Genomic DNA, 19,400 nt, shown 5'->3' on the forward strand with positions numbered 1-19,400 from the left:
CCGCCGCTGTCATGACGCCCGTTAGGGGGTCGGCCGATCGGTCGACGCCCGCGACCGGTAGATACCAATTTCCTCCGGTCGGACGAGTCCGTCCTCGATCGCCCGGGCGAGCAGCGCCGCCTTGGTGGCAGCCGGGCGGCCGGCGCGCGTGTATTTGATCCGCGCCCGGTCGACGTACTGCTTCACGGTGTGCTCGCTGATCCGCATCCGCCGGGCCACCGACGCCTTCGACATCGACTGGAACCACAACAGCAGTGCCTCACGTTCCTTGTCGGACAGCACCGGCCGGTCCGGTCGCGGATCGCCGACCATCGCGCCGGCCAGCGCCGGCGCGACGTACGACCGGTCGCTCGCCGCGTCCAGCACGGTCGCCACACAGTGTTCCCGTCCCTCGTGCTTGGCGAGGAACGCCACCGCACCGGCGTCCAACGCGGCCAGCATCGTCGCCGGGTCGGAGTGTTCGGAGTAGACCACCACCCGCCGTCCGGCGGAACTCAGCTCGGCGAGCTTGTCCAGCACCACCCGTCCGTGCAACCGCAGGTCGAGCAGGATCACGTCGGCCTGCGGTGCCGTTCGCAACACCTCGTCCGGATCGTCACCGGTGGCCAGCACGGTCAGCCGGGGCTCGGTGGCGAGCCAGGCGCGCACCCCGTCGATGACCACCGGGTGGTCGTCCACGATCGCCACACCGACGGGCCGTTCCGGCGTCACCGGTGCCAGCGCGTCTGCGTCCATCTGATCTTCCCGTCCCGTTCGTAGAGGTGCTCCACCTGCCCGTCGTCCTCCGCCGGATGCCCGGGGTCGTCCGGGCCCTCCCAGTCGGGTGTGACGAGGCTGACCACCACCTCGTCCGGGCTGGAGACGACGGTCAGCCGGGCCCAGTCCCGAGCGTCCGCGAGTCCGGCGGTGAGCGGATCCGCCAGGCCCCGGCGGATCCGCACCGGCAACGGTGGCGGTGCACCAATTGTGACCAGGTCGATCGGCAGGCCGTTGCGCTCGGCCAGATCGGCTGCGGCGCGCAGCTCGTGCAGCAGCGGGTGGGGCACGTCGTCGGACTCGGCGATCAGACGACGCAGCCGAGCGGCAGCGCGTACGCAGCGGCGCTGGACCTCCGGGTCGGCCGGATCGGCCTGCCCACGGGCCAACTCGGTGAGCACCTCGCTGGCGGCGCGACTGACCAGGTTCAGCCGCTCGCCCCGCTCGTGCCGGGCACGTTCGGCGGCTTCCCGTTCGGCCACCATGGCGTTCGTGGTTGCCGCCGTGGCGGCCCGCTGCCGGGACAGCGCGGCGAGCGCCGCCGCACCGGCGAAGACCGCCACCGGCAACGACGACGTGCCGTAGAGCGCCATCGTGGCCCGGGCCAGATCGGCGGCCTGCGTAGCGCCGTGCAGCGCGACGGCGGTCAGCGCGGCGGCCGCGTGCGCGGCCAGCAGCGCGAGCAGCCGGCCCACCGGCCGCCCCCAGAGCGCCACCAGGAAGAACCAGGCGAGAGTGCCCCACACCCAGTTCGCCGGACTGAACAGATGCGACCGGCCGACCGCGGCGAAGACCGCCACGTCCACGACGAGCAGCAGGCCGGCCAGCGGCGCCGCCGGCAGCGGCGTGTCGCGTAGCAGCCGGATCCCGGCGATCACGCCGAGCGCCGCCACGAGCAGCCAGCCACCCAGCACCACCGCGGGCGCGGCCAGCGCCGATCCGGCGGCCAGCACCGCGGGCAGCCCGATGGCCAGGTGCCAGACCAGCGCGATGGTGACCGCGACGATCCGGGCGCCCCGGTCGGAGATGCGGGCCACGGCGGTGGCCGCCCGGACCGCACCGATCTCGTCGGACGCCGGCCTCAGCCGCTGGGCCGGTACCGGGCCGGACCGGGTCCGCCACGGGCGGAACACCGCCCTGCCGGACCGCCGCCGAAACCCGGACTCGCTCGTACCGGGGCCGCCCGACAACCGCTCAGCCGACATCCGACCACTCCAGCCGGATCCGGGTGCCCCGACCGGGAGCGGAGTCGACGTCGGCGTGGCCGCCGATCGTCGCCATCCGACCCCGTACCGACTCGCGCAGGCCGTACCGGTGCGCCGGCACGGTGCCCGGATCGAAACCGGGACCGTCGTCGCTGACCTCGACCGTGACGGTGTCGGCGAACCGCCGCAGTCGCAGTGTCGCCCGCGCGCCGAGAGCATGATTCACCACGTTCGCCAGCGCGGCGTGTGCGCTCTCCGCGACGGCTTCCGCGACCGGTGCCGCCACCGTGCAGGGTGGTAGGTCGGCGGCTACCGGCAGGCCGGGCAGCCGGGCGAGCACCGCCCGGAGGCGCTCGTCCAGCCGGGCCGTCGCGTCGTGCGGCACGGAGCGCGCCTCCGCCAGGGCGGCGAGGGTACGCAGATCGGTGGCACACCGCTCGCGTAGCGCGGGGGAGGGCCCGCGCACCGCGCCCTGCCCGACCATGGTGAGCGTCGCCAGCACCGTGTCGTGCAGGTCGCGGTTCTGCCGTCGTTCCGCCTCCCGCGCGATCCGGGCGACCGTGGCGTTACGGGCGGCCCGCTGCGCGGCCACGAACGCGGTGTCGGCGCGGGCGATGCGTCGGCGCATCACCGCGGTCATCATCGCCGTGCAGCCGGTCTGGACCAGCAGGGTGACCGCGTGGGCCCACGCCTCGGTCGGGTTCCCGGCCGCGTGCGCACCCGTGGCGTACGCGGCGACGACCAGCAGCCCGCCCGGAATGGACAGCCGGGCCGGAGCGGTCGCCTGAGCGTTGATCACGGTGGTGCTCGCCAGCACGGCGATCCAACTCGCCTCGCCGGGCAGCACCTCTGGCGCGACCAGGACCGGTATCGCCAGGCATGCCGCGCTGGTCAGCGCCACGTCGACGGCGACGAGTGGGGTGCCGAGGCCGTTCCGCCAGGCGCGCGACGCGTACCAGAGCGACCAGGCGGTCAGCACCGCCACCGCCGGTAGCAGCAGTTCCGGACGTACCGGCGGGGTACGCACGGCGAGCGCCACCGGGAGGCAGAACAGCCCGCAGGAGAGCCGCAGCAGCGCCGGCAACCGGGTGAAGATGAACGCGAACGCGCCGGCGGCCGGGCGGTCCACCGTGGCGGGTGACGTGATCGGGTTGGGCAGGGCCGGCATCGGGAAGGCGTCCTTTGCGACAAACGACCCGATCCGGGTGCGCGCTGCGGAGATCGACGCCGGAGAATAACACACGGCAGTGGCCGTGATGACTGTAGGTGACGTCGGGATGGACGCTACGTCGCCCATCCGTCACACTCAGCCGCTGCCGTCCTCGCGGAGCCCCACACAGTCCTGCTGCCAGAAGGTGGCCGAGTAGACGAACGTGCCGGTCATCCACGGCTCGTAGCCGGAGAGCCTGGCCACCTGGAAGGCGGGGGCCGGAATGCGCAGCGACGGTCTGCGGAAGCCCAGGTCGCCGGCGGCGGCGAAGCCGAAGCGGGCGTAGAAGCGTGGGTCGCCCTCCAGGAAGACCGCCGGCACGCCCCGCTCGTCCAGCAGGCGCAGCCCGTGGGTGACCAGGGCGCCGCCGATGCCGCGTCGCTGCCGGTCCGGTGCGACCGCGAGCGGGCTGAGCACCTGCACCGGTACGAGTCGAGGCGGCGCGTCGAGCAGACCGCGGCTGAACAGCACGTGGCCCACGACCTCGTCGTCCTCCTCCGCGACCAGGCTGAGGGCCTCCGGATCGTCGTCCCGCAGCGCCCGCACGAGCGCCGCCACCACCTCGCCGTGGGCGCCGAAGGCAAGCCGGTGCAACTCGTGCACGGCATCCCGATCGGCTGTCAGTTCCTCGCGCAGGCGCATGGCGTGGACGGTACGGCCGGCGGGTTGCCCGGGCCAGCGATATCCGGCGTCGGCCGGGGCATCGTGTTAAATTTACCAACATCTATGCACAAGGGGGTGGCATGAAGATCCGACTCGCGGTCGGGGCCGTACTCACCGCCGGTCTGGTCGCCGGCAGCGTCGGCGTCGCCGGCCTGGCCGGCGCGGTCCCGAACGCCGAACGTCCAGCCGGCGCCCTCGGCGACGCGGCACCCGCGCTGCTCGCCGTCGGCGACTTCGACTTCTCCCGGCCCGAGACGGTCGCCACCGGCCTGCAGGTGCCGTGGGGGATGGATTTCCTGCCCGACGGCAGTGCCCTGGTCGCCCAACGACCCACCGGGCAGGTGGTGCGGGTTCGCCCAGGCCAGGCGCCAGAGCCCGTGGTCACCATCTCGGGTGTGACTCCGGTGAGCGAGGGCGGCCTGCTCGGGCTGGCCGTGTCGCCGACCTACGCTCAGGACGGCTGGATCTACGTCTACCTCACCACCGCGACCGACAACCGGATCGCCCGGTTCCGGCTCACCGCACCGCAGACCCAGCAACCGATCCTCACCGGGCTGAACCGGGCGGCGATCCACAACGGCGGCCGGATCGCGTTCGGACCCGACGGCATGCTCTACGTCGGCGTGGGCGACGCCGGACAGACCGCGTCGGCGCAGGACCCGCAGAGCCGCAACGGCAAGATCCTGCGCATCCGACCAGACGGCACCGTTCCGCCGGACAACCCGACCGCCGGGTCGCCGGTCTACAGCCTCGGCCACCGCCACGTGCAGGGGCTGGCCTGGGACGCCCAGGGTCGGCTGTATGCCACCGAGTTCGGTCAGAACACCTGGGACGAGATCAACCTGATCGTCGCCGGCGGCAACTACGGATGGCCCACGGTGGAGGGAAGGGCCAACGACCCCCGCTTCCGTGACCCGCTGCTCACCTGGACCCCGGCGGAGGCGTCACCGAGCGGTGCGGCGATCGCCGGGAACCGGCTCTTCGTGGCCAGCCTGCGCGGCAACCGGCTGTGGAACGTGCCGTTGAACGGGTCCGGTGGCGTCGGCACCCCCACCGCGGAACTGACCGGCAGCTACGGGCGACTGCGCACCGTCGAGTACGGTCCGGACGGTTGGCTCTGGGTCACCACTAGCAACCGGGACGGCCGGGGTACGCCGGCCGCGACAGACGACCGCATCCTGCGCTTCCCGCCCCGCGACGGCACCACGCCACCGCCGACCACGCCGCCCCCGCCGACCACGCCACCCCCTCCCACCACGCCACCGCCGACCACGCCGCCCGCCACGACGCCACCGCCGACCACCGGGCCCGCGGCCTGTGCGGTGAGCTGGACTGTCAACCAGTGGAACACCGGCTTCACCGCGGACGTCCGGGTCACCAACCGGGGTGCCGCCCTGACCGGCTGGACCGTGACCTGGTCCTTCAGCGGCAACCAGCAGGTCACCAACGCGTGGAACGCGCAGGTCACCCAGTCCGGCAGGAACGTGACCGCGCGCAACGCGGCCTGGAACGGCAGCCTGCCGACGAACGGCACGGTGAGCTTCGGCTTCCAGGCCACCTACTCCGGCACCAACGACCGCCCCACCGACTTCCAGCTCAACGGCACCCCCTGCCAGCCCAACTGACCACCGGCCTCAGACGCCGCATGCCAGACCGAGCCAATCTTGGACAGTTTCCGTTACGCGCTAACGGGAACTGTCCAAGATTGACGGTGACGCAGCCTGGCGGGCGGCCGTTCGGTCCGCGCGCCTGGGGTGCGGAAGGATGGAGGCATGCTGCGATCGCCCCGCGCGCTCCTGTTGGACTTCGGCGGTGTCCTGGCCGACGCTCCACGACAGCCACCGGCGCCACCGGAACTGGTGCGTCGGCTGTTCGACCTGATCGGCGGCACCGTGTCGGCCGAGCAGATCGCCGCCAACCTGACCGAGGGCGGCCGGGCCTACGCGCGGTGGCGCGACGACGTCGGCCGCTCGGATGATCCCGTCGAACTGCCACACGCGCAGGTGTGGGCAAACTTCGTCACCGGCACCTGGCCCGGAGCGGCCCGCACGGTGGTCGAGGAAGCGGCGACCCCGCTGGCGTACGCCTGGGCGTGGCGATCGGAATGGCAGGTCCGCCCGGGAATTCTGGAGGCGTTGCGGGCCGCGGCCGACGCGGGTCTACCGATGGCGGTGGTCAGCAACGCGCTCTGCGGGGCGGCACATCGGGACTTCCTCGCCGCTGCCGGACTGTCCGACCTGTTCGTGGCCGAGTTCTACAGCGACGAGGCCGGGCTCCGTAAGCCCAATCCCCGCCTGGCCTGGCTCGCGGCCGACGCCGTCGGCGTACCGATCGGCGACTGCTGGTTCGTCGGCGACAGCGTGCACCGCGACGTGGCCTGCGCTCGTCGGGCCGGTGCCGGCGCCGCGATCCTGATGCGCTCACCCCGCACCGACCGCGAGCCGTCCGCACCCGCCCTGCGACCGGACGCCCGGATCGAGGACGGTCACGGCCTCCTCACCCTCCTGCGGCAGCCCGGGCGCATTGCCGCAGGCTGACGGCGAGAGACGTGAGGCGCGCCCGGCAGGATTCGAACCTGCAGCCTTGGGATTAGAAGTGGCGTTCGCGCTCTGAACTCCGGTTTCCCTGGATGCCTCTAGCTGCAGCCTGGCCTGCTCTGGCCGCCTCTACTTGCTGCTCTGAGCTGCATTTCGCACCACGACTAGCTCCACGTCTTGCTCGTGCCGGCAGCCGCTAGCCTTTTTGGCGCGTCGGACCCTGCCGCTCTACGCCCCGTCACGCCTGAGGCTCGGCGGTCGGCGCGGAAGCAGAGCCGCCAGCGGGCGGGCTCAGTAGGCAAAGACGTCTGGCCATCCACCCATCTCAAGTCGCACCCGAGAGGGGATAAAAGCGACGCAGTCTTCGAACAGATCCTTGAGGCCGGCTGCGTTAAGGTCTTCGGTCAGGTCATCCAGTAGTTGGAGAAGGTACTCCACGTCTCTCGTGGCATACCCAATCTGGTCGGCGGTTAGTTCTGGCGCTAGCCAATCGGTCATTCGTTGGTCTTTGCTGATCCAGACTCCGAGTCGCCTTTGCAGGAGGCTCTGAAGCGAATGCAGCTTGTTGTCTACGTCAGGGTGAAGGAGCTTGGATGCAATCTTGGTGCAGGAGATGTTTCTCGGCGTTGCGCCCCAGTGCGTCGTTATGAATCTGAGGTCGAACATGGCGTGATGGAAGACTTTTTGTACTCGGATGTCCTCGATTAGTCGGCAGAGTTTTCGAGGAATGTTGTCTTGCAGTTGAAGGATTACAGAGCCCACCGCCGGCGCGAAGATTTGTACGGTGCCGATTTGGTGCTCAAGAGGACTGAGGCCCGAGGTCTCGATGTCGCATGCAAACCTGCCTGCTTCCGCGATCGCGCGGCAAAGCGGCTCGTCTAGATCCCTTTTTGCAAGGTAGGTCGCCACCGTCATGATCCCGTGCCTCTCGTTATCTGAGTTATTGTCGCAGCGTTCCGCTGTGCTGGTATCGCCGGCCTGCATTCGTCTCGAATTGCCCGGAGTTCGTCATACACGAATTGATACAATGAACCTCCCGATTCGCACATGATCGTGGGGAGGATTGGGGAGCGACCCTTGTTGTGCTTGTACATGGAGATGATCGCGCGGTTATCGAAGCGGTAGAACGTGTAAACGCGGTCGCCAGGCCAGAAGAAGACGTCGATTGAAGCACCACCCGCCACCCGCAGATCTTCGAAGCCTTCCTTTGTGGCCCAGATCCGTCGTCGAAGTTCGTCGGGCTCCATGTCGAACCTGTGTGAGAGTGTAGTCATCGTGAACTCATCGTCTGGATCCGCCAAGTAGACGCGAATGCGGCCGTTAGAGCGGCTGGCAACCTTGTGCAATCGGGCAAGATTCATGTTTCGCCATGTCTGTGCGTAGGCAGCGAAGATATCCAGTTTTTGGACTCCCCTGAAGCATTGCTCCCAGGCTGCATCGTCGAAAAACTGAGTACTGATCCGCCTAAGCCCGGAGGCCTCAATCTCGGTCGATATCCGCGTGTCCTCGAGAACCTCTCTGGCGAAGGCCCGCTTTCCTACTAGCTCCCACAAAGTCGAAAGCAGGGAGGATACGATAAGTAGGCCGCCGAGCTGCTCCATTAGCGTTCGTAGACCCGGATTGCTGCGCCAAAAATTGGTTTCCTCTCCGCCGAGGTAAAGGCAGAAGACTCCAACCAGAAAGACAGAGCCCGCAGCGAGCGCAAACTTCAGGGTCGTCAGTGTCCGGTACGGCTTGTCGCGTGCTTCCTTCGCCACGGGTACCTCCGGCATGGCATCAGGCTAGGTCGGGGGTGAGACAACTTACCCAGGCTGCTGCGGCGCGCGGGATAGCGACACTCCCGTTGCTGATTACCGACAGTGACTTGACAACAACGTCTGGGACGAGTCGGCCAGAGGTGGCGGTTGTCGATCGAAGAGCTGGTTGCTGTCACACCCGCAGAGCCAGATTACGAGCAAGCTGACCCAAGGCAAGGGCTCGCACGCGGTCGTTGGTGGTGCTTGGCAGAGGGCTGAACCATCTCCGCATCTCCGCAGAGGTGGCCGTGAGCTGCGGAAACAGTTGCGGAGATTGATGGCCGGTGGTGGTGGGCATCTCCGCAAACTCCGGTGGCCGCCGCAAGATCGTGCGGAGACTCGGCGGAGAGCCAGCCCGACGAACTTGCGATTTCTATCGGCGGCGAGTTCGCCTTCGGAGACGCGCGGGCCGCAGCTTGCGCCGCTGCCGCCTGGCTTGATCTCCGCAACGGTGAGCAGGCCGCGAAGTACGCCCGAGAGGCACTGCGGGTGTACGAGGTGCTGCCAGCGGCCCGCCTGCCGTACTCGCAGATCAACGGCACGCACATCGACGTGGCCGCGGCGCACCTCTACATGCGAGACAAGGACGGGGCCGCGGAGACGCTGCGTACCGTCTTGGATCTGCCGCCTCAGAAGCGCAACGTCTTCTTGACTGGTCGGCTCTCACGGATCGAGCGGCTACTCGGCGAGGCCCCATGGGACGGCGACGCGGAAGCGGGTCGGCTCGCCGAGCGCATTTCGGTGTGGCTGTCGGAACCTCAGCCCGTCCGCTCACCTGACCGTCGCCAGGAGTCCAACACCTGAGCTTCCTTCTCTCGGCTGATCCCAATCTCGGCGGCTCGATCGTGGGCGCTGACCTCGCCGCTCTCCACCATCCACTGCCAGGTGTCGCGCACCGTTTCGGCCAGCGGCCGGCACCGAAGCCCGGCGGCCTGCGCGGCGCTCGTGTCGACTCGCCACACGCCGTCGAAGGTGCGCCACAGCGGTAGCTCCGACCACTGACATACGCCGTACCTCAGCAGGCGTCATCCGGAATCCAGGTGAAGGACGGATCGGATCGAGTGACATGGGCACACTCCGTCAGCATGTCGCCGAAGGTCGCGCCGTCCACCGGGGCGCAGACGTTGAACGGGCCGGACAGGTGCTCGGTGATAGCGTGCAGCGTGAACGCGGCCAAGTCGCGTACGTCGACCGGCTGGATCGTGCGATCGGGAGAGCCTGGCGCCAGCACCTCGCCACCGGCAGCCACACGGCGTTGCCGCCAAGGCAGGCGGCCGACGTACTCACGGGGGCCGAGCACCACGCCGGGACGCAGGATCGTCGTGCGGTCTACTACGAACGCAGCGACCGCCGCTGCCTCGCTTCCGGCCTTTGGTAGCCGTACTGGGTCGGTCCGTCCTCAGTATCAGTGACGTAGTCCGGGCTGGCGTCCTGCGAGCAGTAGAGCACGTCGGAGTGCTCGCTGAGCGGCTTTGCCGGCCAGTCCTGATAGACGCTGACTGACGACATGAAGACGTAGTAGCCGGAAACGGGCGCAAGCGCACGGGCCACGGCAAGGGTGTTGGCCGGGACGTACCCAGAGGTGTCAACCACTGCATCCCAGGATCCAGCAGCAGCTAGGCGAGCGATATCTTCCGAGCGAGTGCGGTCTCCCCGAACGGGCCGCGCAGCCTCTAGGAACGGATCGGAGGTGCCCCGGTTGAACGTGGTCACCTCCCAGCCTGCGTCGATCGCGGCCTTGACGATCGCATGGCCCACGAACCAGGTCCCGCCGAGTACCAGCAAATGCATGGAACCATCATGCCGACTGAGGTGGCTCGGCAACCTGGGCGGTCGTCCGTAGCGCCTACGCGCGTCGGGCGTGGCCACCGTACCTAACAGCTGCCGCATCGACGTCCCGAGGCGGTGTCTCAGTTCAACTATTGCGGACTGCTACTAGCCTTCTGGCTCGGGATGAGCCTCTTCAATTCCTCTAGGAGTGTCGGCAGGCCATGTACGGTAGATAGATTATCGTAGTCTCTATCCAAAGCCTCTGTCGATGCGAGTGGCGGAGCGGCGCCGAAGATCCTTGATCCGAGCAGGCGGAGCATTTCCTGCTTGGAGGTGGCATCTAGGGCATCAGTGAATGCCTTTACGGTCTTGAGTTGTACGGCTGTGAGATTTGCTTCCGCCTCGGCGTTCCTGTGGTAGCTGGCTTGCCTGGCGGCATAGACTGCGAAGGCGAAAATTGGTAGAGCGATCGTTATGCGTGCAAATTCGTGGATTGTAAGTGTTGCGTCGGGGGTTCGGTTGACGGCGAACCATCCGACGATGGCGGCGGCGCTTGAGGCTGCGATTAGCAGTGAATTCCAGAGAACGTAGCGAAGTCGCTCCTGCTGGGCTCTCTCTTGGTAGAAGGATGCAACCTCGCTGTTGGCGGTTATGCCTGCCGCTTCTTGGGCATCTTCTGCGATTTGCACAACTTCACGGTGGAGTTTGCGGAATGACTCTTGTTCCTTGAGGCGTCCGAGGGCCAAATTAGCCGATTGAATCAACTCGCGCTTGAAGTCGCGTTCTCGTCGCTCCCTGCTGTTTGGGCTCGCCGCAGCCTGCCACTGGGCAAAAACGTCGCCGAGGCACCAAATAATGCTGAGCAAAGCATCTAGGACTTCAGGCTTATCTGCTGTTAGGATCTTCTGTCCTGCCGAGCTGACAGTCGTTTCGAGCGAGGCCACCATCAGCGGGAAATCTGGACTATTGCGGATCAAATCCTCTTCAATAGATATTTGGTTCGTCAACTCCTCGAAAGCGTAGAATGGTTGAATGGTTAGATCTATTAAGCTGCTTCGCTCATCCGCACTGAGATGCGGATTGTGTTTGATACCGAGGTGAACCCTGCCGAACCCGGCACCAATCGACCGCAGTTGTTCATCAAGATCATCCAGTGTGTCCACAGGCTATGTTTGCACGTTGCTTCCGCGCGTCGCCGTCTGACGCTCCGCGCTGTCCCTGCTTCCGCCGGCTGCCCTCCGGGCAGGGCTGATGGTCGCGCGTCGGCCTCGAACAACGCTTATAGCCCCCTCTGCTGCCAGCAGCGCGACTGCGCGGTGGGCGGTACCTACCGAGACCCCATGAGCCCTGGCCAGTTCGGCGGTTGCAGGCAGTCGATCTTCGGGGCGGAGTAGACCGGTCGCGATTTGCTGGCGTAGCTTGGTGTCGATTGTCTGGTAAGGGCTACTCGGCACGGCGCGCCGAGGGGGCGTCAAGGGATGTATCGGCATTCGGGCAGCCAATGTGCCAGCGGCCCGCTGGTCCGACTCCGCTAGCCAGGCTGCATAGACCCTGAGCGTCGTTGTCCCACCGCCACCATGGCCGAGTCGTCCAGCAACCGTCCGCACGTCGACACCCGCGTTGATCAGCTCATTGCCGAGTAGTGCCGAAGAGCGTGGATGTGGCTGTCGATCCCGAGTCGGGTGGCTAGCCGGCCGTACCGCTGGGTGATGGTGTCAGGCCGGTAGCCACGGCTGTTGTCCGGCTCGGGGGAGAAGACGTAGTCGGCAGGGTCGGCGTCCGCGTCGAGCTGCGCCAGGCGGTCGAGGTACCGCCCGTGCGACTCGCGCAGCACTTCGATCGTCTCCGGGTCAAGCGCCACCCGGCGCTGCTGGTGCGTCTTGGTGTCCTTCTCTCGCAGCTCGCCGTTCTCATCGAGGTAGGCACTACGGCGGAGCGTCAGCACACCGGCGGCCAGGTCGAGATGGTGCCAACGCAGCGCGCCACAGCTCGCCGCGTCGGGCGCCGGTGGTCATGGCGAGCCAGACCAGCGCGCCCCAGTCTGGATCGCGCCACGCCTCGTTGATGATGCGAGCCGCATCGGCAGGGTTCGGTGGCTGAGGGTCCGGATGCGGTGGCGCGGGCGGTTCGGCCTGGCCGGCGGGGTTGACGGCGATCCAGCGCCACCGGACGCCACGGCTGAGAGCACCACTCAGGATCCAGTGGATCTGGCGGACTGAGGAGGCGCTGAGCGGCTTGCAGACGTGCTGCCGGCATTTCGGGGTGCAGGTGTGCTCGCCCTCCATACGGTGCTTCACGTACGCCTTGCCGCCGCACCAGTCGCGGCAGCGGCGCAGGCGCGCGTAGAACGACTCCAACGTCTCGGCGTCGAGTCGGCCGACCGGCAGTTTGCCGAGCACCGGCCGTACGTTCTTGTTGATCTTGTTGACGTAGCCCATGCGGGTGGTGGCCTCGATGTCGGCCACCTCAAGCCACCGGTCTAGGAGTTGGTCGAGCGTCGCGCGGGTGCGCGGATTCCGCCGCTCGTCCACCTGGGCCAGTAACCGCGTGCGTGCCTTCTCGGCTTCCTTGGCGGCGGTGCGACCGGCGGGGATCGTCTCGGTCAGGTAGTGCCGCTTGCCGCTGATCGGGTCGACACCGGCATAGACCTTCACCCGCAGCGATCCGCTGGGGAGGGTTTCGATCTCGCCGCGCTGGCGCTTGCTGCATCCGTTCGAGGCTGCCGCGCGGCCACCGTAGCTCGTTCGCACCACGAATAGCCCCAGGCGAGACGTGCAGAGGAGGGAAGTTCCTGCGCGCCCGGCAGGATTCGAACCTGCGGCCTTGGGATTAGAAGTCCCCTGCTCTATCCGCTGAGCTACGGGCGCAACGTGGTATCGCGCGAGAAGGGTACCGCCGCCCGGCTCTCGCCCGGGGGAACGGGTGGTCAGGCCGGGTGTAGCGGTCGGGTGTCGGCGACGGTCAGGCGTCCGCGGGAGAGCGGTCCGCCGTCGGGTGATCCTCCTCGGCAGAGGGCCGGGGCCGCGGCGGGGTCGGGTGGGTTGTCGTCGGTCCGGCGCCGAGGAAAGCGTCGGCCCAGCGGCCGACCTCGGCGAAGACCTTCTCACGTACGGCGGGGCCGGAGAGCGTGAGGTCGTGCAGGCCGCCGTCGAAGCGGGACACGGTGACGTGGTGGCCGAGTCGGGGCGCCCACCGGACCATGTGTTCGACGTCGAGGACGGCGTCGGCCAGGGTCGCCGCGTCCTGCCATTTCGTGCCCCGGAACGACCGGGTCGAACAGGCGAGCAGCACCGGCACCGGGATGTCCAGTCCCGCGCGCAGCCGCCGCTGGCCGGTGCGGATGGCATCCAGCCAGCCGGCCCGGACGGGGAAACCGGCGAGTGGCTTCCAGGCCAGGTCGTACGTCCACTCGCCGCGATGGTCGGCGTGCAGGCTCTCGCCGTACACGGTGCCGAGCGAAAAGGGGAGGATGCGGTGCGGCGCCCTGCGGCCCAGGCGGGCGACGGCGGCCGCGACGGGTCGCCGTACGAACCAGGGGGCGTTGAGGTCGAAGAAGGGACTGTTGAGGAAGAGCCCGTCGACGAGCCCGGCGTCGCGGCGGGCGTTGGCCCACAGGGAGAGGATCAGGCCGCCGGTGGAGTGGCCCATGGCCAGCAGGGTCTCGTGCCCGTCCCGGTCGCGGACGAGCTGTGCGGCGGCGTCCAGCTCCGGGAAGTAGTCGGCGAGGTCACGGCAGAAGTTCGGGGTCTGGTGCGGCAGCAGGCTGCGACCGTACTTGCGCAGGTCGAGGGCGTAGAAGTCCCAGCCGCGCGCGGCGAAGAAGTCGGCCACGTGGGTCTGGAAGAAGTAGTCGACGAAGCCGTGCACGTAGAGCACGGCGCGACCGGTGGGGCGCTCGGCCCGGCGGCGGACCAGCGTCGCCACCACCGGGCCCTCGTCGTCCCGGCCCAGGTCGATGATCTCCCGCTCGTAGGGCGGGCCAAGCACGTCCGGTTCCACCTCGCCGACGGTACGCCGGCTGGCTACCGGGCGGTAGCCCCCGTCCGCCGGCACCCGGCGGACGGGGGCTGTTCGCTGGTCAGTCGCCCACGGCCTCCCGGCCGGACGGCTCCTGCGAGGTCGTGGCCCGCCCCCGGTCGGGACCGTACGGCGACACCTGGTCGACCGGCACCGAGCGGTGCTCCTTCCGGGCCGAGGAGGAACCGCCCTCGATCGGGCCGTCGCTGTCCTGGACCAGCCTGGTCTCGCCGCTGCGGCGCATCTCGGGCTGCTGCACGTTGGGCATGTCGTTCACCTCCACGGTGGCGTGGCCGGGGCCTTCGTCGCCCCGGCCGGGCGCTCACCTCTCGTCGGTCGTCGTCCCGGCACCGGCCAGCTCGTCGGTAGGCGTCGCCGGGCCGGGCGGTTCGTTGACCCGCAGGTGCTTGTTGTTGCGGGGCTCCTGCCGGGTCTTCGCGTCGTTCAACTGGCGACGCAGGTCGTCACGGACGTCGTTGAGCGCGGCGTGCAGGTCCTCCTCGGTCGAGGTGGCCACCACCCGTTGCCGACCGGCGATCCAGCACTCCAGGGTGACCTTCTGGCCCTTGGCCTCCCGGTCCTTCACCGACAGCTCCATGTCGGTGGCGTCGGCGTGGAAGCCGGCCAGGCGGGCGTCGAGCGTGGCGAACTGCTCGACGATGCGGTTCCGCTCCCGGTCGGAGAAACCCGCGCCCAGCCTGAGGCACGTGGCCACGGTGGCGGGGTTCTGCACGGCGCTCATCGCCGCACCTGCCCGGAGGGGCGGGTGGAACGGGTGACGGTCATCATCATGATCGCTGACCTTTCGTTCGACGTCGTGCTCACGCGTGCGGTTGTAGAGATCCCTACCCAGGTCGGCTCCGTCCGGAACGTGACCATTTCCGCTTCCTGTTGATCGTCGATGGTCGGTCGCCCGGGGGGCAGGGGCGATCGGCCTACCACATCGGGACCTTGATCAGGCGTTTGTCCACAGCTGGTCCGGTCGTCCACAGGTGCCGCCCGTTGGGCTGTTCGGGACGGCGGCCAGCCCGCAGGCTCGGTGGCGAGTCGACTCGTCGAAGCCAGGCCCGCGACCCTTCAAGGAGGGACGATGTTCGATACCTATATGACTATTGTCGGAAATGTTCTTACTGCGCCGGAGTGGCGCCGCACCGCCCAGAGCAACACGCTGGTGGCCAACTTCAAGGTCGCCTCGACCGCTCGACGCCTCGACCGGGACAGCGGACGCTGGGTCGACGGCAACAGCCTGCGGGTACGCGTCAACTGCTGGCGCAAGCTCGCCGAGGGAGTCGCCGCCTCGGTGATGGTCGGCGACCCGGTGGTGGTCTGCGGTCGGCTCTACACCCGGGACTGGGTCGACGACGCCGGCAACCACCGCACCCTGTACGAACTGGAGGCTGTCGCGGTCGGCCACGACCTGTCCCGGGGGCGGGGTAGGTTCCTGCGTAACCGGCCCACCCTGGCCACCAGCGCGGTCTCGGACGCCGACGCGGAGCGGCGGGTGCAGGGTGAGCCGACCGAGCCGGTTCCGGACGACGAGGCGCCCGCCCGACTCGACCACCGCCCGGTCGACGACGACTTCGAACTCGCTGACATATCCGGCTTCGGGATTGGTGCGGCCGCCGAACGTCACCCGGGACGGGACGGCGGCTTCGATCCGGGCTCGGGGGTCGGGTTCGACCCGGGCTCGACGGTCTCCGACTCGACGTCTGGCTCCCCGAAGTCGGGCGACGACCACCTGTCGTCGGAGTTCGACGACCTCGTCGACGCTGGCGAAGGCGTCGCCGACGAACTGGCTCCGGTACTCGCCGACGCCACCGAGACCGGGACCGAGTTGGCGGTGCGCCCGGAGGAATCGGGGGCGGGCGATGCCGCGACCGGGCGTGGTCGTCGAGGGCGCGGCAAGCTGCCACAGCCCGTCTGACCTGGCGCGGAAGCCGACTGGCGACGATTGGTGACCGGGCTCGCCCGACGGAGTGCGGCCCGGCCACCCGGTCCCGGTGTCGAGGTGACCGGGTTTCGGCGACGGGCCCGGTCACCCATCGGCGGAGGTGGCGCCAGCGGGTACGACCGCGGCGTAGGCGGGCTCCGCCTGCGGCGTGGGTGGGCTCCGCAGGGGGCTTGGGTGGGCTCCGCCGGGGGCGTGGGCTGCTCCGCCGGGGCCGATCCGGACGGCACCGCTCGGCTAGGCTGACCGCCCGGGGGTGACATGCCGTGCGATACGCGGGTGCGGTGGCGAACGCGACGGGACTGGTCGCGGGCTACGCGCTGGACGCGCTGTTCGGTGACCCGCGCAGAGGGCACCCGGTCGCCGGATTCGGCCGGGCCGCCGCCGCCCTGGAACGTCGCCTCTACCGCCCGGAACGGCTGGCCGGTGCGATTTTCACCGCGCTCTGTGTGGGCGCGCCGGTGGCGATGGGGGTGGCTGCCACGGTGGGCACCCGGCGTCGGCCGGCGGCCCGGGCCGTGCTTGTCGCCGCCGGCACCTGGGCGGTGCTGGGCGGGCGCAGCCTGCGCCACGAGGCGAAGACGATGGGCCGCTCGTTGCGCGGCGGTGACCTGCCGGCGGCCCGACAGCGGCTCGGGCATCTCTGCGGGCGGGACCCGTCGACGCTCGACGAGCCCGATATCGCGCGCGCGACGGTGGAGTCGGTGGCGGAGAACACCTCCGACGCGGTGGTCGCCCCGCTTGTCTGGGGTGCGGTCGCCGGGCTGCCCGGCCTGCTCGGCTACCGCGCGGCGAACACTCTCGACGCGATGGTGGGCCACCGCAATGTTCGGTACGCCCGGTTCGGTACCCCGGCTGCCCGCCTGGACGACCTGCTCAACCTGGTGCCGGCTCGGCTGACCGGGCTGCTGACCGTGGCGCTGGCGCCGGCCGGCAAGGGCGACCGGGCGCGGGCCTGGCGGGTGTGGCAGCGGGACCGCGACGACCATCCCAGCCCCAACGCCGGGCAGTGCGAGGCGGCGATGGCCGGGGCGTTGGGCGTACGGCTGGGTGGACGCAACGTGTACTTCGGCCGTACAGAGGTGCGTCCCTTCCTCGGTGACGGGCCACGTCCCGAGGCACGGCATCTGGCGCGGGCGGCCCGCATCTCCCGGGCGGTCGGGCTGGCGACCCTCGGTCTCGCGGTGGCGTACCCGTTGACCGCGGGTCGCCTGGTGGCTGCCGCCGCCCGCCGGGCCGGTCCGCTGACCGGCATCGCGGCTCGGCGGGCGGGCCGTCGGTGAGCGGTGGGCTGCTGGTGGCCGGGACGACCTCGGATGCCGGCAAGAGTGTGCTCACCGCCGGCATCTGCCGGTGGCTGCACCGACGGGGTGTGAAGGTGGCGCCCTTCAAGGCGCAGAACATGTCGAACAACTCCGCCGTGGTACTCGGGCCGGACGGCCGGGGCGGCGAGATCGGCCGGGCCCAGGCGATGCAGGCGGCGGCCTGTGGGCTCGCGCCGGACCTGAGATTCAACCCGGTGCTGCTCAAGCCCGGCAGCGACCTGGCCAGCCAGGTGGTCCTGCTCGGCGAGGCGGTCGACACGATCACCGCCGCTACCTTCCGGACCCTGCGTCCCCGGCTCGCCGAGACCGCGTACGCGGCCCTGGCCGAGCTGCGCTCGGAGTACGACGTGGTGATCTGCGAGGGCGCCGGCAGTCCAGCGGAGATCAACCTACGCGACGGCGACTACGTGAACATGGGGCTGGCCCGGCACGCGCGGCTGCCCACGCTCGTCGTCGGCGACATCGACCGGGGTGGTGTGTTCGCCGCGATGTTCGGCACCCTCGCCCTGCTCGACCCCGCTGACCAGTCCCTCGTCGCCGGCTTCGTGGTCAACAAGTTCCGCGGCGACCGGGGTCTGCTCGCCCCCGGGCTGGAGATGCTGCGGCAGCTCACCGGACGTCCGACGTACGGGGTGCTGCCCTGGGCACTGGACCTGTGGCTCGACGCGGAGGACTCGCTCGCCTACGGCCGGGTGCTCGGTCGCCCGGCCGCCCCGCGCGGCACCGAATGGCTCGACGTGGCCGTGCTGCGGCTGCCCCGGATCAGCAACGCCACCGACGTCGAGGCGCTGGCGACGGAGCCGGGGGTGCGGGTACGCCTGACCGTCGAGCCGGCCGAACTCGCCGCCGCCGACCTGGTGGTGCTGCCCGGCTCGAAGTCGACGGTGGCGGACCTGGCCTGGCTGCGCGAGACGGGTCTCGCCGACGCCGTCACGGCGCACGTGGCGGCGAACCGTCCACTGCTCGGCATCTGCGGCGGCTACCAGATGCTGGCCCGCGCCATCCACGACCCGGTGGAGAGCCGGCAGGGCACGGTGCCCGGCCTCGGCCTGCTCCCCATCGAGATCACCTTCGACCACCGCAAGACCGTCCGACCGGCGGTGGGCAGCGCCGCGGGTGACCTTCCGGTCCACGGCTACGAGATCCACCATGGTCACGTCTCGACCGCCGACCCCCGGTTGGTCCCGTTGCTGCGGTACACCGGTGGCGCCGACGAGGGTGCCATGCACGGCGTCGTGCACGGTACCCACTGGCACGGCGCGTTCGAGTCCGACGAGTTCCGTCGCTGGTTCCTCACCCGGGCGGCCCGCCTCGCCGGACGTACCGGCTTCCGGGTCGCGCCGGACACCTCCTTCGCCGCCGCCCGGGAACGCAGTCTCGACCTGCTCGGCGACCTGGTCGAGGAGCACCTGGACACGGACGCCCTGTGGCGACTCGTCGAGGACGGGCCCCCGACCGACCTGCCGTTCGTCCCACCCGGCGCCCCGCAACGTTGATCTCGGGAACTGTCGTGCTCGCCCCGGTGGGCACCCGAGGGAGAGATCCACTGTGGCACGATCTCGTGGTGGTCCATACCCCTCGCTGGAGCCGACCAGCCCTGATGCTCCCGGTCGTGCTCGCCGGCTGTGCCGGCACCGCCGCTCCGGCAGCCGATTCACCTGCGTCACCCGCCGCGTCCTACCGGCTCGTCGACGATCTCTGCACCAAACTCGACCACCAGCCGCTGCTCGACGTGGCCGGCGGGACAACGCAGGTACGCGACCGCCCCGACCGGCCGGATCGCAAGAGCTGCGTGCTCAGCGCGGTGTCGAGGGACCCGCTGGCGATCCACGCGGTCACTATCACCATGCTGGTCGCAGATTCGACGACAGCGGCCCGCGAGTCGCTGGGCGGACCGCCGCCCGCCGGAGCGCAGGGCATCGCCCGGAAGGCCAGCGGGGTCGGCGACGGCGCCTGGGTGTCGATCCCACCGGCCAACGGCCCGATCACCGATCCACCGGAGCCCTACGACGGGCCGGTGGACAGCCGGCTCTCGATGGCGGCGGCGATGGCGGGAACGGCGGTGGTTCACCTGCAGCTCAATTTCATCGCGGCGCAGGTGCCGAACGAGGCCCGGACCGAGGAGCTGGCGATGGAGTACGCCAGGCAGACCCTGGCCCTGATGACCTACTGA

At 69.4% G+C, this 19,400-nt stretch carries 17 protein-coding genes, 1 tRNA gene and 2 pseudogenes; 7 read left to right on the top strand and 13 right to left on the bottom strand.

Annotated elements, in window-relative coordinates:
* Positions 1 to 21: 21 nt before the first annotated feature.
* From V5O40_RS20065 to V5O40_RS20080, 4 genes are all read right to left on the bottom strand, one after another.
* Positions 22 to 735 carry a response regulator transcription factor gene (locus V5O40_RS20065; protein ID WP_332906899.1) on the bottom strand — a complete coding sequence of 238 codons (714 nt, stop codon included), beginning with the start codon at positions 733 to 735 and terminating at the stop codon, positions 22 to 24.
* Positions 708 to 1,961, bottom strand: a complete 1,254-nt coding sequence (locus tag V5O40_RS20070) for a hypothetical protein (RefSeq protein WP_332906900.1) — start codon at positions 1,959 to 1,961, stop codon at positions 708 to 710. The genes V5O40_RS20065 and V5O40_RS20070 overlap by 28 nt, the downstream gene beginning before the upstream one ends.
* Positions 1,951 to 3,129 (bottom strand): sensor histidine kinase, encoded by a 1,179-nt coding sequence (locus V5O40_RS20075; RefSeq protein WP_332906901.1) that lies wholly within the window; start codon positions 3,127 to 3,129, stop codon positions 1,951 to 1,953. The genes V5O40_RS20070 and V5O40_RS20075 overlap by 11 nt, the downstream gene beginning before the upstream one ends.
* A gap of 138 nt (positions 3,130 to 3,267) precedes the next feature.
* Positions 3,268 to 3,813 (bottom strand): GNAT family N-acetyltransferase, encoded by a 546-nt coding sequence (locus V5O40_RS20080; RefSeq protein WP_332906902.1) that lies wholly within the window; start codon positions 3,811 to 3,813, stop codon positions 3,268 to 3,270.
* A gap of 101 nt (positions 3,814 to 3,914) precedes the next feature.
* Here V5O40_RS20080 and V5O40_RS20085 point away from each other — a divergent pair, with 101 nt between their 5' ends.
* Together V5O40_RS20085 and V5O40_RS20090 are read left to right on the top strand one after the other, a co-directional pair.
* On the top strand, positions 3,915 to 5,459 hold the full coding sequence (locus V5O40_RS20085; protein WP_332906903.1) for a PQQ-dependent sugar dehydrogenase: 1,545 nt from the start codon (positions 3,915 to 3,917) through the stop codon (positions 5,457 to 5,459).
* A 147-nt stretch (positions 5,460 to 5,606) separates the two neighbouring features.
* Positions 5,607 to 6,371, top strand: a complete 765-nt coding sequence (locus V5O40_RS20090; protein ID WP_332906904.1) for an HAD family hydrolase — start codon at positions 5,607 to 5,609, stop codon at positions 6,369 to 6,371.
* Between the two features lie 291 nt (positions 6,372 to 6,662).
* Here V5O40_RS20090 and V5O40_RS20095 read toward each other — a convergent pair whose 3' ends face one another.
* Positions 6,663 to 7,286, bottom strand: a complete 624-nt coding sequence (locus tag V5O40_RS20095; RefSeq protein WP_332906905.1) for a 3'-5' exonuclease family protein — start codon at positions 7,284 to 7,286, stop codon at positions 6,663 to 6,665.
* Positions 7,283 to 8,143 (bottom strand): hypothetical protein, encoded by an 861-nt coding sequence (locus V5O40_RS20100; protein ID WP_332906906.1) that lies wholly within the window; start codon positions 8,141 to 8,143, stop codon positions 7,283 to 7,285. The genes V5O40_RS20095 and V5O40_RS20100 overlap by 4 nt, the downstream gene beginning before the upstream one ends.
* A gap of 336 nt (positions 8,144 to 8,479) precedes the next feature.
* On the opposite strand from V5O40_RS20100, the gene V5O40_RS20105 reads away from it, so the two are divergent.
* Complete coding sequence (locus tag V5O40_RS20105; RefSeq protein ID WP_332906907.1) at positions 8,480 to 8,971, top strand: hypothetical protein; 492 nt, start codon at positions 8,480 to 8,482, stop codon at positions 8,969 to 8,971.
* On the opposite strand, the pseudogene V5O40_RS27975 reads toward V5O40_RS20105, so the two are convergent.
* The 7 genes and pseudogenes from V5O40_RS27975 to V5O40_RS20145 form a co-directional block, all read right to left on the bottom strand.
* Positions 8,926 to 9,958: pseudogene (locus V5O40_RS27975) on the bottom strand (NAD-dependent epimerase/dehydratase family protein). The gene V5O40_RS20105 and the pseudogene V5O40_RS27975 overlap by 46 nt on opposite strands.
* A 128-nt stretch (positions 9,959 to 10,086) precedes the next feature.
* Positions 10,087 to 11,100 carry a hypothetical protein gene (locus tag V5O40_RS20120; protein ID WP_332906910.1) on the bottom strand — a complete coding sequence of 338 codons (1,014 nt, stop codon included), beginning with the start codon at positions 11,098 to 11,100 and terminating at the stop codon, positions 10,087 to 10,089.
* Between the two features lie 3 nt (positions 11,101 to 11,103).
* Positions 11,104 to 12,591 (bottom strand): annotated as a pseudogene (locus tag V5O40_RS20125) (tyrosine-type recombinase/integrase).
* A 140-nt stretch (positions 12,592 to 12,731) separates the two neighbouring features.
* Positions 12,732 to 12,804 (bottom strand) — tRNA-Arg (locus tag V5O40_RS20130).
* A 94-nt stretch (positions 12,805 to 12,898) separates the two neighbouring features.
* Entirely contained in the window at positions 12,899 to 13,936 is a 1,038-nt protein-coding gene (locus V5O40_RS20135; RefSeq protein WP_332906911.1) for an alpha/beta hydrolase, read from the bottom strand.
* Between the two features lie 79 nt (positions 13,937 to 14,015).
* The gene (locus V5O40_RS20140; protein ID WP_332906912.1) at positions 14,016 to 14,222 is read right to left on the bottom strand and encodes a hypothetical protein; all 207 of its coding nucleotides are present in this window, start codon (positions 14,220 to 14,222) and stop codon (positions 14,016 to 14,018) included.
* Between the two features lie 54 nt (positions 14,223 to 14,276).
* Positions 14,277 to 14,696 carry an HPF/RaiA family ribosome-associated protein gene (locus tag V5O40_RS20145; protein WP_164447469.1) on the bottom strand — a complete coding sequence of 140 codons (420 nt, stop codon included), beginning with the start codon at positions 14,694 to 14,696 and terminating at the stop codon, positions 14,277 to 14,279.
* A 348-nt stretch (positions 14,697 to 15,044) separates the two neighbouring features.
* Between V5O40_RS20145 and V5O40_RS20150 the strand changes: the two genes are divergently transcribed.
* From V5O40_RS20150 to V5O40_RS20165, 4 genes are all read left to right on the top strand, one after another.
* Positions 15,045 to 15,878 carry a single-stranded DNA-binding protein gene (locus V5O40_RS20150; protein WP_332906913.1) on the top strand — a complete coding sequence of 278 codons (834 nt, stop codon included), beginning with the start codon at positions 15,045 to 15,047 and terminating at the stop codon, positions 15,876 to 15,878.
* Between the two features lie 290 nt (positions 15,879 to 16,168).
* Positions 16,169 to 17,185, top strand: a complete 1,017-nt coding sequence (locus V5O40_RS20155; protein ID WP_332906914.1) for a cobalamin biosynthesis protein — start codon at positions 16,169 to 16,171, stop codon at positions 17,183 to 17,185.
* Complete coding sequence (locus tag V5O40_RS20160; RefSeq protein ID WP_332906915.1) at positions 17,182 to 18,723, top strand: cobyric acid synthase; 1,542 nt, start codon at positions 17,182 to 17,184, stop codon at positions 18,721 to 18,723. Before V5O40_RS20155 ends, V5O40_RS20160 begins: the two co-directional genes overlap by 4 nt.
* A gap of 68 nt (positions 18,724 to 18,791) precedes the next feature.
* Positions 18,792 to 19,400: a hypothetical protein gene (locus V5O40_RS20165; RefSeq protein ID WP_332906916.1), complete on the top strand. Its 609-nt coding sequence runs from the start codon at positions 18,792 to 18,794 to the stop codon at positions 19,398 to 19,400.

It is taken from the genome of Micromonospora palythoicola, assembly GCF_036689795.1.
GTDB lineage: Bacteria > Actinomycetota > Actinomycetes > Mycobacteriales > Micromonosporaceae > Micromonospora > Micromonospora palythoicola.